Origin of the sequence: Streptomyces caatingaensis, from assembly GCF_001187435.1 — a bacterium.
In the GTDB taxonomy this organism is placed as follows: domain Bacteria; phylum Actinomycetota; class Actinomycetes; order Streptomycetales; family Streptomycetaceae; genus Streptomyces; species Streptomyces caatingaensis.
This window is the reverse complement of sequence record NZ_LFXA01000003.1, coordinates 164,021-177,918: the sequence shown is the minus strand read 5'-3', so window position 1 is coordinate 177,918 and position 13,898 is coordinate 164,021. Positions and strand designations below refer to the sequence as shown.

Genomic DNA, 13,898 nt, shown 5'->3' with positions numbered 1-13,898 from the left:
CACGACAGGAACACCATGACCACCACCACCGCCAGCACCCCGAGCACGACCGACCCGGCCCTCGACGAGAAGGTCGTCGAGGGTCAGGCCGGCTACACGAAGTCGTTCCTCAGCATCTACGACTTCGCGGTCTTCCGGGGCACCGCCCCCTTCGCCTGGCACTGCTCGCCCGCCGTCTCCCGGCAGATGTACGACACCTGCCTGGGCGCCAACCACGTCGAGATCGGCGTCGGCACGGGCTACCTCCTCGACCACGCGACCTTCCCGGTGGCCGACCCGAAGATCACCCTGGTCGACCTCAACCCCAACTCCCTGGCCCACACGGCCCAGCGCCTCGACCGCTACGACGTCACCACGGTCCGCGCCAACGTCCTGGAGCCCCTCCCGCTCCCCGAGCGGACCTACGACTCGGTCGGCATGAGCTACCTCCTCCACTGCGTCCCCGGCAGCATCAAGGAGAAGGGCATCGCCCTCAAGCACGCCGCCGCCGTCGTCCGCCCCGGCGGCACCGTCTTCGGCGCCACCGTCCTCTCCTCCGGCGTCCCCGTCAGCGCCCGCGGCCGCTGGACCATGAACTACCTCAACAAGCGCGGCGACTTCCACAACCAGGAGGACTCCTACGACGACCTCCGCGACCAGCTCGCCGAGCACTTCCCGCGCTTCCAGCTCACCTCGCGCGGCTGCGTGGGCATCTGGCGGGCCTGGACCGCGGCCTGAACCGCCCCTCCGGCAGGGTGCTCCCTACCCCACTCGGGGGACGGAATGTCAAAAAACAGGGGAGAGGCGTTCACATCGCCCTCCGCATGCCCGACCATCGCACCACGGGGCATCTCGCCCTTCGGTCAAGGGGGTTGGCATGCGGTACGTGATGAGTTCTCTGAGTGTCCTGGTGCTGGGGGCGGGTGCGCTGTTCGGCGTCGCCGGGGCGGCTTCCGCGGAAGCCGCCCCGTACGTCAGCGCCAGGCAGTGCGTCGCGGGCGGCGGCCAGGTGACGCACTCCGCGGTGAGCCCGACCGGATCCATCTGCCTCGGCGGGGAGTACAACGGCCGCTGGGTCATCTACACCTGACCCCGCCCGGCGCGGGGCCCGCGGCTCCGGAAAACGGCTTGCGGGCCTCCGCGCGGAGGCTGGTACGGTGACGGCGGCAGTGATCCTTCGTCGAGGAGTCCGGACATGGTGGGTGACGACGACATCTCCGGGTGAGAACCGGAGCTGACCGGCCACCGGCAGCGCGCCCTTCGCGGCGGCCGCCGTCGTGGTGGTCCCGACGTCCCCTTTTCCTGCCCGGCGGCGGCGCCCTTCCCGGTGCGCGGCCTGCCCTCCTCACGAGGTCATCCCCATGTCCGACGCTTCCGTCATCTGCTCCCGGCTGTCCTTCTCCTGGCCCGACGACACCCCCGTCTTCGACGGGCTGTCCTTCACCGTCGGCACGGGCCGTACGGGCCTGGTGGCGCCCAACGGCTCCGGCAAGAGCACCCTGCTCAAGCTCATCGCCGGTGAACTGGCGCCCACGTACGGGTCGTTGACGGTGAACGGCACGATCGGCTACCTGCCGCAGACCCTCGCCCTGACCGGTGAGCCCACCGTGGCGGAGGTGCTGGGTGTCGACGCGGTGATCCGCGCCATCGACGCCGTCGAGTCCGGGGACGTGAGCGAGGAGCACTTCACGGTCATCGGCGACGACTGGGACATCGAGGAGCGCACCCGCGCCCAGCTCGACCGCCTCGGCCTCGGCCACCTCGCCCTCGACCGGACGCTGGGCACCCTCAGCGGCGGCCAGATCGTCGGCCTCGGCCTCGCGGCGCAACTCCTCAGGCGTCCCGACGTCCTGCTGCTGGACGAGCCGACCAACAACCTCGACCTCGAAGCCCGCCACCGGCTCTACGATGTGCTCTCCGAGTGGAACGGCAGCCTGCTGCTCGTCAGTCACGACCGGGCCCTGCTGGACCGCATGGAGCGCATCGCCGAGCTCGACCGGGGCGAACTGCGGCTCCACGGAGGGGACTTCACGCACTACGAGGAGGTCGTTCGGGCCGAGCGGGAGGCCGCCGAGAAGAACGTGCGCAACGCCGAGCAGGAGGTGAGGCGGGAGAAGCGCGAGATGCAGCAGGCCCGCGAACGGGCCGAGCGCCGCGCGGGCAACGCCGCCCGCAACCTCAAGAACGCCGGCCTGCCGCGCATCGTCGCGGGCGCCATGAAGCGCGGCGCCCAGGAATCCGCCGGCCGCGCGGGCCAGATGCACGCCACCCGCCTCCACGAGGCCCAGGCCCGGCTCGACGAAGCGGGCCGCGCCCTGCGCGACGAACAGCGGCTCGTCCTGGAACTGCCCGGCACCGACGTCCCCGCCGGCCGCACCCTCGTCGTGGCCGAACGGCTGCGGATCCGCCGCGGCGGGCGGGACCTGTTCGCGGGGGACGGCGTCGGCCTCACGATCCGCGGCCCCGAGCGCATCGCGCTCACCGGCCCCAACGGCGCGGGAAAGACCACCCTGCTGCGGCTCCTCGGCGGCGAACTCGCCCCCGACGACGGCACCGTCGAGCGGGCCGACGGCCGCATCGCCTCCCTCTCCCAGCGCCTGGACCTGCTCGACCCCGACCGCACCGTGGCCGAGAACTTCGCGGTCTTCGCCCCGCACCGCCCGGAGGCCGAGCGCATGAAACTCCTCGCCCGCTTCCTCTTCCGCGGCCCCCACGCCCATCTCCCCGTACGCGCACTCTCCGGCGGCGAACGCCTCCGCGCCACCCTCGCCTGCGTCCTGTGCGCCGAACCGTCCCCCCAGCTCCTCCTGTTGGACGAGCCCACGAACAACCTCGACCTCGTCGGCGTCGACCGACTGGAGAGCGCCCTCGCGAGCTACCGCGGAGCGTTCGTGGTGGTCAGCCATGACGAGCGCTTCCTGGAGCGGATCGGCGTCGAACGGTGGCTGCGGGTGGCCGACGGCGAACTGACGGAGGGCGGCCACCCGTCGGCACGGTGACGTGAATCCTGATCGCGCCTTCCCGCGCGGTCATGCAAGGACTGCGGCATCACAGGCATGAGGTGTCACGGCACGCGCACCTCCCGCCGCTTCGCGGGAAAGCCGTGCCGGCGCGCCGACACCACGACTCCGAACGCCGGCAGGAGAAGAAGCAGGACACTCCAGGGGAACGAGCCGCTGCCCGCGGCCTTCAGCAGGATTCCGCCGACGACCCCGCCCCCGGCCATGGCGGCGTTCCACAGGGTGACGAGCATGGCCTGGGCCGCGTCGGCCTGTTCGCCGGCCGCGTCGCCGGCCGCGGTCTGGAGGAGGGTGGGGACGCCGCCCCAGCCGAGGCCCCACAGCACGGCCGCGGTGTGGACGAAGGCCGGGCGGCCGGCGAGCAGGGCCAGCACCGCGGCGGCCGCCGCCACGAGCAGGGTGCTGACGATGATGAGGGCACGCAGCCGGCGGTGGATCAGGGCGCCGACGATCCAGAGGCCGAGCAAGGAGGCGGCGCCGAAGACGAGGAGCACCAGGTCGGTGCTGCCGCTCATGCCCAGGCCGTCGAGGAAGGCCGCGATGTACGCGTACAGGACGGTGTGGGCGAGGACGAAGACGAAGGTGACGGACAGGACGGGCCTCACACCGGGAACCCGCAGGGCACGCAGCATCTTCGACCGCTCGCCGGCCTCCTGGCCGGGCTGGTCGGGCACGGCCGCGGCGATCCACAGCAGGAGCAGCACGGTCAGGGCCGTCATGGTGAGGAAGGGCGTGCGCCACCCGGCCGCCTTGCCGAGGAACGTGCCGGCGGGCACGCCGAGGGAGAGCGCGAGGGGGATCCCGGCCATGGCGATGGCGATGGCCTTGCCCTGGAGGCGGGCCGGCGCGAGGCGGCGCGCGTATCCGGCGAGCAGGGCCCAGGCGAGTCCGGCCGCGACGCCGGCGACGAAGCGGGCCGCCATGGTCAGGGCGTACGCCGACGACAGGGCGGTGACGGTGTTGGCGAGGGCGAATCCGCCCATGGCGGTCATCAGCAATGGCTTGCGCCGCCGGCCCGAGGTGGCCGCGGTGAGCGGTATGGCCGTCAGCGCGGTACCGACGGCGTACACCGTCACCGTCTGGCCGGCGGCCGATTCGCTCACGCCGAGGGCCCCGCTCATCGCGGGAAGCAGTCCGGCGGGCAGCGTCTCGGTGAGACTGGTGAGGAACACGGCGGTGGCGAGGGCGAGGAGGGCGAGGAGCGGGATCCCCTTCCGCCGCTCCTCGGCATCGGGGGTGGCCGTTCGGGCCGCGGCTTCGGACGTGGTGCTCATGTGGTGTGCTCCGGTTCATGGGTCGGTTGCGCACTGCGGGGGCTGTGCCTCCTCCGGCGGAAACCACAGTGCGCCACCACGCTTCGGGAAACCTTCGGGCCGGCTTCGGACGCGCTTCGGGTCCGGGTCCGGGGCTCGCCTACAGTGATCCGCATGCGTTTTGGGGTGCTCGGGCCGTTGACGGTGTGGGACGACGAAGGGAAGGCCCTCACCGTCCCCGAGGCCAAGGTGCGGGCGCTGCTCGCCGATCTGCTCGTCCACGGGGGAGCACCGGTCCCCGCCGACCGCCTCATCGACGACCTGTGGGCCGGCCGGCCGCCGAGCAGTCCGGCGGGCGCCCTCCAGGCCAAGGTCTCCCAACTGCGCCGCGTCCTCGGCCGCGACCGGGTGGTGCGCCGGCCACCCGGCTACCGGCTGGAACTCCTCGACGGCGACGAGGTGGACGCCGTCCGGTTCGCTGCGCTCGCGGCCCGGGCGCGCCGGGCGGACGACCCACGGGCGCGCGCCGCACTCCTGACCGAGGCCCTCGGCCTGTGGCGGGGCCCGGCCTACGCCGACTTCGCGGACGCGGAGTTCGCGCGGAGCACGGCCCAGTGCCTCGCCGAGCAGCGCCTGTCCGTGACGGAGGACCAGGCGGAGGCCCGCCTGGAGGCGGGGGACCACACGATGCTCGCCGCCGAACTCGCCGGTCTGACCACCCGTCATCCGCTGCGCGAACGCCTGCGGGTCCTCCACATGCGGGCGTTGTACGCGGAGGGGCGGCAGAGCGAGGCCCTCGCCGCGTACAACGACCTCCGTACGCGGCTCGTCGAGGAACTCGGGGTCGAACCCGGGCCGGAGGCGGCCGCGTTGCACCGCGCGATGCTCCGGCAGGACCCCTCGTTGACCCCGGCGGCACCGCAGGCCGCCGCCGGCTCCCCGCACACCTCGGTGCCGTGGGGCCGGGACGCCGGCCCGGGACCAGGCTCGTACCTCCCCGCACCCCTCACCCCCCTCATCGGGCGCGACGCCGACCTGGACCGGCTCTCCCGCCTGCTCGCCACCGCGCGGCTGGTCACGCTCACCGGACCCGGCGGAGTCGGCAAGACCCGGCTGGCCCTGGCCGCGGCCGCCGCCGCGCGGAGCGGCCCGTACGCGCGCGACGTGCCCGACGGCGTCCGGCTCGTGGAGTTCACCTGCGTCCGCCCGGGCCGCGCCGCCGACCTGGCCCAGGTGGTCGCCGACGCCCTCGGCCTGCGGGACGCCGCCCCCTCGATGCTCCCCGGCGCGGGCACGGGCACGGGCACGGGCACCGGCACCGGCACCGCCCCTTCCCCCGTCCACCGCCTGGTCGCCGCCCTGCGCGACCGCCGCGCCCTGCTCGTCCTCGACAACTGCGAACACGTCGTCGACGCCGCCGCCGAACTCGCCGGGCTGCTGCTGGGCGCCGCGCCCGGCCTGCGTATCCTGGCCACCAGCCAGGAACCCCTCGCCCTGACCGGCGAGGCGGTCGTCCCCGTCGGCCCCCTGGAAACCGACGACGCCGTCCGGCTGTTCGCGGAACGCGCCGCCGCCTCCGCCCCCGGCTTCGCGCCCGATCTCCGGACCTGCGCCCCCGCCGACCGCGACGCCGTCAGAGAGATCTGCCGCCGGCTCGACGGACTCCCGCTCGCCCTCGAACTCGCCGCGACCCGCGTCCGCGCCCTGGGCCTACGGGAGTTGGCCGCCCGCCTCGGCGACCGCTTCGCGGTCCTGACGGCGGGCCGGCGCGACGCCCCCGCCCGCCAGCAGACCCTGCGCGCGGTCATCGACTGGAGCTGGGAACTGCTCGGCGCGCCCGAACGAACCGTCCTCCGCCGCCTCGCCGTCTTCGGCGACGGCTGCGACCTGGACGCCGCCGAAGCGGTGTGCGCGGGCGACGACGTCGGCCGGGACGCCGTGCTCGACCTCGTGACACGGCTCGTCGACCGCTCCCTCGTCACGGTCGTGACCACGCCCGGCGGCCCCCGCTACCGGCTGCTGGAATCCATCGCCGCCTACGCGGCGGAGCGGCTGCGCGAGACGCCCGACCTCGACGCCGTCACCGGCCGCCACCTGCGCCACTACCTGGCCCTGGCCGAACGCGCCGCCCCAGGACTGCGCGGCGCGGACCAACGGACCTGGCTCGCCCGCCTCGACACCGACGCCGCCAACCTGCGCGCCGCCCTCGACACGGCGATACGCCGCTGCGCCGAGGGCCGGACCGGCGAAGCCGTACGGCTCGCCACCGCCCTGTCCTGGTGGTGGCTCCTGCGCGGCCGCCTGACCGAGGCGCGCCGCGGCCTCGAAGCCGTCCTGGCGTCCCGCCCCGCCGAGGATGTGCCCGAACTGCGCCTTCTGCACAGGGCCTTCGCACTGCTCACCGGCGACCGCACAGCCGGATCCGCCCCGGCCACCGGCGCGTCCGGCAGCGCCCGCGCCCTGTGGCTGTGCGCGTACGGCCTGTTCAGCGCCGGCGTGACGGCCGAGAGCGCGGAGCTGAACTCCCGTGCCCTGGCCCTGTTCGCCGCGGAGGACGACCGCTGGGGCACGGCAGCCGCGCTCGGTCTGCGGGCGATGCTCGCCCTGGTCCGCGGCGACCTCGCCGCCACCGGCCGCGACGGACGGCGCAGCGCCGCGCTCTTCCACGAACTGGGCGACCACTGGGGCGAACTCCGGACGGTGGAACCGCTCGCGGCGCTCGCCGAGATCAAGGGCGCCTACGACGAAGCCGAGCGCCGTCAGCACGACGGGTTGCGCATGGCGCGCGAACTCGGCCTGGAAACGGAGATCGCGGCACGCCTCTCCGGCCTCGGCCGCCTCGCGCTCCTCGCCGGCGACCCGGACCGGGCCCGTGACCTGCACCGGCAGGCCCGCCGCCGCGCGGCCGAACAGGGCTACAGATACGGCGAGATCCACGCCGAGATGGGCCTCGCCCTCGGCGCCCGCCGCTCCGGCGACCTCGACGCCGCGGAAGCCCACCTGACGACGATCCGCGAGCGCTACGCCGACGTCTCCTCCCCAGCCGGCGATCACCTGCTCCTCGCCGAACTCGGCTTCCTCGCGGAGCTCCGCGGCGACGCCGTCGAGGCCGCCCGCCACCACCTGCGCGGCCTCGACGTCGCCCGCTCCCTGGCCGAACCGCGCGCTCTCGCCCTGTCCCTGGAGGGCCTGGCCGGTGTCGCCGCCCTGTGCGACGACAAGCCCGGCGCCACGTCCGCGGCCCTCCTCCTCGGCGCCGCGGACGCGGCCCGCCGCGGCGTCGGCGCCCCGTTGCCTCCCGCCGAGCGCGGCGACGTGGACCGTATCGCCTCGGCGGCCCGAACGGTCCTGGGCGATGCCGCGTTCGGGGAGGCGTTCGCCGGCGGCGCGCGGCTGACCGTCGAGGACGCGCTAGCCGGCCCGGGCAGTCCGTCGTGAAGCGCCCCCCTGGCCCGGGCGGTTCACCGCACGTCCGGTGCACCGCGGCGCCACCCCTTCGCCTGGCGACCGGCGGCGACCGCCTGGTCAGACGGCCGCCGCCCCGGGGCCGCGCAGCGCCGGCACCAGGCGTGCGGCCGAGGTACCCAGCCCGCCGGGTGTGCCCACCGGCCGGGGCGTGGGCGGTGCGCCGTGGTGCCGCAGCAGGTCGGCCTCACGGTATCTCCGGCAGTCGCGGTGCCACACCAGGATGCCCGACATCCAGTTCTTGAGATCCTCGGCGTAGCGCTCCACCGCTGCGCGCGCGGTGGGGTCAAGCCCGAACTCCATGAAGAGAACGGGGAGTTGGGTGGAGAGGGCGTGTTCGAACTCGCGCATGCGGGAGTTCATGAGGTCGGCGACGATGTCGCGCGCCGTCATGCGGTCGCAGTCGAAGAAGTTCTCCACGACGAGGACGGCGTTGTGGAGCTCGCCCTGGAACTGGATCTCCTTCTGGTAGGAGTGGAGGTCGTTGGTCAGGCAGGCGTAGTCGGCCGCCGCGTTCTCCATGGCCTGGACGGGGCGGCTGCGGGCGAGGGCGGCGGGCAGGCTGTGGCCGAAGCGGCTGAGGGTCATCGTCAGGTCCGAGCCGAAGGTCTTGCGCCGCATCTCGATGTAGTCGACCGGTTCCGGGACGCGGTGCTGCCGCTCGTTGTCCAGCTCCCACAGCCAGGCCGTCAGCATCGTCAGGACGGCGGCGCGGAGTTCGCGCCGGGCGGGGACGGGCATCGGGGCCACGGTACGGGCCCAGAGGTCGGCAAGGCCGCGTTCCATGACGTACAGCGGCCGCGGCATGGCGGCGAGGTCCAGGGGAATGAAGGAAGCGAGGCGTTCGTTGCGGAGCCTGGCCGCGGCCGTGCCGCCGGGGGTCCGGCCGAAGGCGGCCGGGTAGTGGTCGTCGCCGTACGTCCCCCAGGCGAGCCAGTCCGAGGCCAGATCGAGGGCTTCGGGGGAGCCCTCGGGGTGGAGGCCGGCGGCGCACAGGGGGAAGTCGTAGTCCCGCAGCTTCCCGGCGGTCCAGTGGCCCGAGTCGGGGACGCCGGGGACCGGCTCCAGCATCCCCATGCGCCGGCACCAGGCGAGGACGGTCTCGCGGGACCGCTCCAGATGCGGGTTGAGCCGCGCCGTGTACGGCATGCGGAATCCGGGCAGCGGCAGGGGGCCCGTCACCTGGAACGGCACATGACGGAAGCTCCGCATCCGCGCGGGGAGCGTGGCCGCCAGCGACGGCACGATCCGCGCGGCCGAAGTGCCCAGCCCCAGGGGGCCGCTGGATACGGTCGCCGCGGGGGAGCCGGGCTCCCCGGCGCCGTTCATGTAGCGGCTGGAGCGCATGTGCCACTCGTGGCCGCCGGCCTGCCAGTCCTGTAGCCCCCGGACGTAGGCGAGGACGCCCGCGCGGGCCTTCGGGTCCAGGGCGTGCTCCTCGAAGAGCGGGCCGAGCTCGGTGAGCGCCGTGTGCTCGAACTGCTGCAGGCGTGAGGTGAGCAGGTCGTTGACGCGGTCGGCCGCCTCCTGGGTGGTGCAGCGGAGGAAGCGTTCCAGCACCAGGACGGCGTTGGCGAGTTCGCCCTCGTCCCGGGTCTCCCGCTGGTACGAGAACAGGTCGTTGCGCAGGTGCACCCCGTCGGCGAAGGTGTCCCTCAGGACCCGCATCGGGCGGGTCGCCGCGACCGCGGCGGGGACCTCGGCCCGGACGGCGTGCTCCACCAGATTCGCGGACCAGGGCGCGCCGCCGACCTTGCGCCGCATCTCGATGTACTCGACGGGGTTGGCGACACGGCCCTCGTTGATGTTGGCCAGCTCCCACAGGGACTCCTCCAGCAGGTGCCGGGTGCTCTCCTCGAACCGCCGCCGCCACTGCACCGACGTGCCCGGGACCGTGCGCGCCCACAGGTCCGCCAGGCCCGCCTCGACCTGGTTGGCCGGCTCGGGCGGCGGGCCGGCCGGACCGACGGGCATGAAGGCCGGGAGCCGGTCGAGGTAGGCCCTGGCGCCGGCGGTGTCCCCGGTGCGCTTGAAGACCTCCAGGAAGTGGTCGTCGAAGAAGAACACCCAGACGTACCAGTCGGTGACGAGCTCCAACTCCTCGGCCGAAGCCTCGGGATGGGTGTACGCGCACAGCAGCGCGTAGTCGTGGGAGTCGAGGTCGCTCTCCTCCCAGACGCCCGAGCCCTCGAGCATCCCCATCTCCCGGGCCCACGCCTTGGAGTGCGCCCGGGCCCGCTCCAGATGGGGGTTGAGGCGTGCCGGGTACGGCGTGTAGAAGCGGGGGAGTTCGAAAGGGTTCGCCATCGCGGGCCCTTCGCCGGTGCCGGGGTCGCTGACCGGCCGCGGCTGCCGCGGCCGGTCCCACGCTAGGACGGCCGGGCGTCCGTACGGAGGCCGGGGTGTCGATTGTCCGCTCAATATGATGAAAGTGGCGGGTGGTTCGATTAAGGATCTCCCGTGGCCTCCAGGGGTGCCGGCCGGCGGGCCGTGCGGGGAGCTCAACTGGCCTGATATGCGGTGTTCCCAGCCCTGCCCGGGGCGTAAGTTTTGCCGGGTATTCCCGATTTTTCGGAGGCACATGATGCGAAGGCGCATCCTCACCGGCACGTTCGCCGCCGCCTGTCTGCTCATACCCTTCCAGGCCCATGCCGCGGCACCGGCCGCCCCGGCGGCGGAGTCGGCGGACGCCGTGTGGGACAAGTGCGAGGCCGCGCTCGACTCGCCGCACGCGTCGCACACCAACCCGGACGTCATCAACGTCCACGCCGACCTCAAGGGCTGCAAGCAGAAGATGCCGGAGTACTCGATCTCCGTCACCCTCTTCAAGGAGGGCACCCAGGTCGCGCACAACACCGGCTCGGGCAAGAACAAGTTCAAGGCCCGGGTCGTGGCCAACTGGCCGCCCCCGAAGGGGGAGTGCCACGCCTACTCCGCGAAGGCGACCTTCACCATCACCGCCGGCGGGAAGGCGCACACCACCACCCTGACCAACCAGAGCCAGGGCAAGATCTGCATCAAGAAGTAGGCGCGCGGTGGCCGGGTGCGGCCCCGACGCCGGCCGGCCGCACCCGGCCACCTTTCAAGGCCCCAGGGCCCCAGGGCCCCAGGGCCCCAGGGCCCCAGGGCCCCAGGGCGTCAGGGCGTCCAGGCTTCATGGCGTCCAGGCTTCATGGCGTCCATGCTTCATCGCGAACGACAGGCGAGCGACAGGCGAGCGACAGGCGAGCGACGGATGGACGACATGAACGGGTACACCCTCTTCCTCGCGGTCACCGACCGCACCGGACGGCCTCGTCCGGCCTACGCCCTCACCACGTTCGCCGTGGAGACCCGGCGTCTCGACGAGGCCGAGGAACGCGCGGGGGCCGCGCTCGCGGACCTCCCGCCCGGCGCGGACTGGACGGGCCTGGCCCCGTCCGTACGCCGCGAGGTCGTGGACAGGGTGCGTACCGTGCCGCACTACGCGGTCGACCACACCGAGCACGACCGCGCGCCGGAGCGCTCCGCCTCCCCCCTGGCCGACTGCCTGCGCAGCCTCGCCGCCGGCGGCCCCCTCGCCGGCATCGCCGCGGCGCCCCGCACCGTGTACGTCACGGGCGGACTCCCCGTCGGCGACGCGGAGTCGGCGCCCCTCCTCGCGGACGCCCGGGCCGTGCACCCCGACGCCGAGGCGCACTTCCCCGCCCTCGCCCGGCTCACCGCCCTGCTCGCCACGGCCGCCGCGCCCTCGGCCGACAACGCCGTCCCCGACGACGAGGACCTCTACGACGCCTTCGACCGGTACGCCCTCGGAGGGCTGGCGTGAGCCGGTGACCCCGGTCAGGCTGTCGGTGGCGCCGTGAGCCGGCGCCCGATCAGGTCGTGGGCGAGCCGCGCCGCCGCCAGCAGGTCCTCGCGCGACGCCCCCAGGGTGGCGCGCACGGAGAGGCCGTGGACGACGGACTGGACGAGTCCGGTCAGCGCCGGCGCGTCGGTGCCGGCGGGCAGTTCGCCGTCGCGGACCGCCTGCCGGGTGCGGGCGAGGAGGGCCCGCTCGTTCCAGCCGTGGAGTTCGGCGTAGTAGGCGCTGGTGTCGAGTGTGCTCGTGCTGTCGGTCATCGCGGCGCTGCTGAGGAGGCAGCCGGGGTGGGTGTCGGGGGGCCGGGTGTACTCGTGGACGGAGTCGACGAGGACGCGTTCGACGACGGTCGTGAAGTCGCGTTCGGCGACGGCCCGGCGGTAGATCTCGCGGTAGGGCTCGGCGTAGGTCCGCACCGCTTCCTCGAACAGCCCGGCCTTGCTGCCGAAGGCGGCGTAGAGGCTGGAGGTGGAGAGGCCGAGGGCGGTGGTGAGGGCGCGGGTCGACGTCCCGGAGTAGCCGCGCCGCCAGAAGAGGCGGGCGGCGTCGAGGACCGCGCGGTCCCGGTCGAAGGAGCGTGGTCGTCCACGGTTCTGCTGGGGCACCCTTGCATTGTAGAGCGGCCGCTCCATAATGGATTTATGGAGCGAACGATTCAGAAGAAGCTGCCCGTCGGCGGGGGCAGTTGGGTCACGGTCGACGTGTACGGGGAGCCCGGGGCTCCGGGACTCGTCGTCGTCCCGGGGGCGTTGAGCGACGCGCACGCGTGGCGCCACGTCGCGACCGCCCTCGACGCCTGGCCGTCCGTGGCGGTCGTCAACCGCCGCGGCCGCGCCCCCTCCGGCCCGCTGACCGACGCCTACTCGCTGCGGACGGAGGTCGAGGATCTCGGCGTGGTCCTCGACGGGTTCGCGGACACCGAGGCGCTGCTCGGCTGGAGCTACGGCGGCCTGATCGCCTTGCTGGCCGCCGACGTGCGTCCGCTGCGGCACGTCGTCGCCTACGAACCCGTGATGCGGCCGTTCGCCGCCCACGTGCTGCCGGACCTGAAGGCCGCCGAGGAGGCGGGGGACTGGGACGTCACCGTCGAGACGGTGCACCGGAGGATAGCCGGTGCCGACGCGGCGCACGTCGACGCACTGCGGGCCGATCCCCAAGCGTGGGAGACCATGCGGCGGTTGAGCAGACCGGCGCACGCCGAGCTGGCCGCGCTCAACGCGGCCCTGCCGCCGGACGGGACGGCGCGCCGGGCCGGCCGCGTCGACCTGATCGTCGGTGAGCTCAACCGCGGAAAGGCTCCGTACGGGACGACGTTCGAGGACGTACGGCGGCGCACCCCTGGGGCGGGGGTCCATGTGCTGCCCGGCCAGGGGCACATGGCCCACGCCGAGGCACCAGCGGAGCTGGCGCGGCTGCTCAACGGGCTGGCGGTCGCCGCCCGGTGAGCGGTGCCGGCGGAAGGCGCCCCGGGAGCGCTCGGCGCGCGATCCGCGGGAGCCTCCGCCACGTGCGGTCGCGGCCTCCACGGCGGCAGCCATGCGCAGCACGCCCAGGTCGTCGCCCTGGCGGCCGATGATCTGCAGCCCGGTGGGCAGCCCCTCGGGCACCGCCGCCCGTCAGGGCCTCGCGTGCGGAGACCTGGCGGGTGGTCATCAGCGGGACGAGTTCGCGGGCCGTCTTGAGGACGAGGTCTCCGTCCGGCGTGGGTGCCTCCCCCTTCTCGTGGGTCTCCCCGGCCCACCACCGGTCGGTGGCCCCTGGGGGCCGTTCAGCCCTAGCAGCGTTTCCGGCGGCACCGTCCAATGGGAAGCATTGCTCGAATCCGTCGTCCCCCCGGCGGCCGGTCCTGCCAGGAGCACCGCACATGACCGCATCCTTCCACCAAACCGCCAGCCCCACGGAGCAGTTGGGGCGCCAGGAGGCGCTCGCGCTGCTCGGGAGCGTCCCCATCGGACGGCTGGTCTTCAGCCACCAGGCACTGCCGGCCGTACGGCCCGTGAACCATGTGCTCCTCGACGACTTCGTCGTCATCCGCGCCCACCACGGAGCCGCGCTCCTCGGACCGGCCCGGGACGGTGCCGTGGTGGCGTACGAGGCGGACGCGTTCGATGTGGAGCGGCGCACCGGATGGAGCGTCGTGGTGACCGGAGCCGCGCGCATCGTGACGGACCCACGGCTGCGGCGGCGGTACCGGGACGCCGTGGAGCCGTGGGTGGGCGGCGGGATGACGCACGTCGTCAGCATCGGACTCGACATGGTGACGGGGTTCCGCATCCACCCGCGGCCCGGCGGATGAACGCGGCCGGCCGGGCAGAATGACCGGGACCAGCCGTCCGACGC

The 13,898-nt window shown here is 73.8% G+C and carries 11 protein-coding genes; 8 read left to right on the top strand and 3 right to left on the bottom strand.

Annotated elements, in window-relative coordinates:
• Window positions 1–15 precede the first annotated feature (15 nt).
• The 3 genes from AC230_RS07235 to AC230_RS07225 all read left to right on the top strand — a co-directional run bounded on the left by AC230_RS07235 (window position 16) and on the right by AC230_RS07225 (window position 2,978).
• On the top strand, window positions 16–717 hold the full coding sequence (locus AC230_RS07235) for a class I SAM-dependent methyltransferase (RefSeq protein ID WP_049715214.1): 702 nt from the start codon (window positions 16–18) through the stop codon (window positions 715–717).
• A gap of 151 nt (window positions 718–868) precedes the next feature.
• On the top strand, window positions 869–1,069 hold the full coding sequence (locus tag AC230_RS07230) for a hypothetical protein (protein ID WP_241833122.1): 201 nt from the start codon (window positions 869–871) through the stop codon (window positions 1,067–1,069).
• Window positions 1,070–1,340: 271 nt separating this feature from the next.
• Complete coding sequence (locus tag AC230_RS07225; protein ID WP_049715212.1) at window positions 1,341–2,978, top strand: ABC-F family ATP-binding cassette domain-containing protein; 1,638 nt, start codon at window positions 1,341–1,343, stop codon at window positions 2,976–2,978.
• Between the two features lie 65 nt (window positions 2,979–3,043).
• Here the strand turns inward: AC230_RS07225 and AC230_RS07220 are convergent, their stop codons facing one another.
• Entirely contained in the window at window positions 3,044–4,273 is a 1,230-nt protein-coding gene (locus AC230_RS07220; RefSeq protein ID WP_049715211.1) for an MFS transporter, read from the bottom strand.
• 153 nt (window positions 4,274–4,426) lie between these two features.
• Here AC230_RS07220 and AC230_RS07215 point away from each other — a divergent pair, with 153 nt between their 5' ends.
• On the top strand, window positions 4,427–7,690 hold the full coding sequence (locus AC230_RS07215) for an ATP-binding protein (RefSeq protein WP_049715210.1): 3,264 nt from the start codon (window positions 4,427–4,429) through the stop codon (window positions 7,688–7,690).
• A gap of 87 nt (window positions 7,691–7,777) precedes the next feature.
• Here the strand turns inward: AC230_RS07215 and AC230_RS07210 are convergent, their stop codons facing one another.
• On the bottom strand, window positions 7,778–10,024 hold the full coding sequence (locus tag AC230_RS07210; RefSeq protein WP_049715209.1) for a terpene synthase family protein: 2,247 nt from the start codon (window positions 10,022–10,024) through the stop codon (window positions 7,778–7,780).
• 277 nt (window positions 10,025–10,301) lie between these two features.
• Here AC230_RS07210 and AC230_RS07205 point away from each other — a divergent pair, with 277 nt between their 5' ends.
• A complete protein-coding gene (locus AC230_RS07205; RefSeq protein ID WP_206743343.1) occupies window positions 10,302–10,745 on the top strand; it encodes a hypothetical protein in 444 nt (147 codons plus the stop codon).
• Window positions 10,746–10,961: 216 nt separating this feature from the next.
• Complete coding sequence (locus tag AC230_RS07200) at window positions 10,962–11,525, top strand: hypothetical protein (RefSeq protein ID WP_157868531.1); 564 nt, start codon at window positions 10,962–10,964, stop codon at window positions 11,523–11,525.
• A 14-nt stretch (window positions 11,526–11,539) separates the two neighbouring features.
• Here AC230_RS07200 and AC230_RS07195 read toward each other — a convergent pair whose 3' ends face one another.
• Entirely contained in the window at window positions 11,540–12,163 is a 624-nt protein-coding gene (locus AC230_RS07195) for a TetR/AcrR family transcriptional regulator (protein ID WP_049715206.1), read from the bottom strand.
• Between the two features lie 36 nt (window positions 12,164–12,199).
• Between AC230_RS07195 and AC230_RS07190 the strand changes: the two genes are divergently transcribed.
• Both AC230_RS07190 and AC230_RS07185 read left to right on the top strand, forming a co-directional pair.
• Window positions 12,200–13,003 carry an alpha/beta fold hydrolase gene (locus tag AC230_RS07190; protein WP_049715205.1) on the top strand — a complete coding sequence of 268 codons (804 nt, stop codon included), beginning with the start codon at window positions 12,200–12,202 and terminating at the stop codon, window positions 13,001–13,003.
• A gap of 419 nt (window positions 13,004–13,422) precedes the next feature.
• Window positions 13,423–13,854 (top strand): pyridoxamine 5'-phosphate oxidase family protein, encoded by a 432-nt coding sequence (locus AC230_RS07185; protein WP_049715204.1) that lies wholly within the window; start codon window positions 13,423–13,425, stop codon window positions 13,852–13,854.
• Window positions 13,855–13,898 lie beyond the last annotated feature (44 nt).

Excerpts from the sequence above, each read along its gene's own strand:
- AC230_RS07235 (WP_049715214.1), top strand. The coding sequence starts at position 16 with ATGACCACCACCACCGCCAGCACCCCGAGCACGACCGACCCGGCCCTC.
- AC230_RS07230 (WP_241833122.1), top strand. The coding sequence starts at position 869 with ATGAGTTCTCTGAGTGTCCTGGTGCTGGGGGCGGGTGCGCTGTTCGGC.
- AC230_RS07225 (WP_049715212.1), top strand. The coding sequence starts at position 1,341 with ATGTCCGACGCTTCCGTCATCTGCTCCCGGCTGTCCTTCTCCTGGCCC.
- AC230_RS07220 (WP_049715211.1), bottom strand. The coding sequence starts at position 4,273 with ATGAGCACCACGTCCGAAGCCGCGGCCCGAACGGCCACCCCCGATGCC.
- AC230_RS07215 (WP_049715210.1), top strand. The coding sequence starts at position 4,427 with ATGCGTTTTGGGGTGCTCGGGCCGTTGACGGTGTGGGACGACGAAGGG.
- AC230_RS07210 (WP_049715209.1), bottom strand. The coding sequence starts at position 10,024 with ATGGCGAACCCTTTCGAACTCCCCCGCTTCTACACGCCGTACCCGGCA.
- AC230_RS07205 (WP_206743343.1), top strand. The coding sequence starts at position 10,302 with ATGCGAAGGCGCATCCTCACCGGCACGTTCGCCGCCGCCTGTCTGCTC.
- AC230_RS07200 (WP_157868531.1), top strand. The coding sequence starts at position 10,962 with ATGAACGGGTACACCCTCTTCCTCGCGGTCACCGACCGCACCGGACGG.
- AC230_RS07190 (WP_049715205.1), top strand. The coding sequence starts at position 12,200 with ATGGAGCGAACGATTCAGAAGAAGCTGCCCGTCGGCGGGGGCAGTTGG.
- AC230_RS07185 (WP_049715204.1), top strand. The coding sequence starts at position 13,423 with ATGACCGCATCCTTCCACCAAACCGCCAGCCCCACGGAGCAGTTGGGG.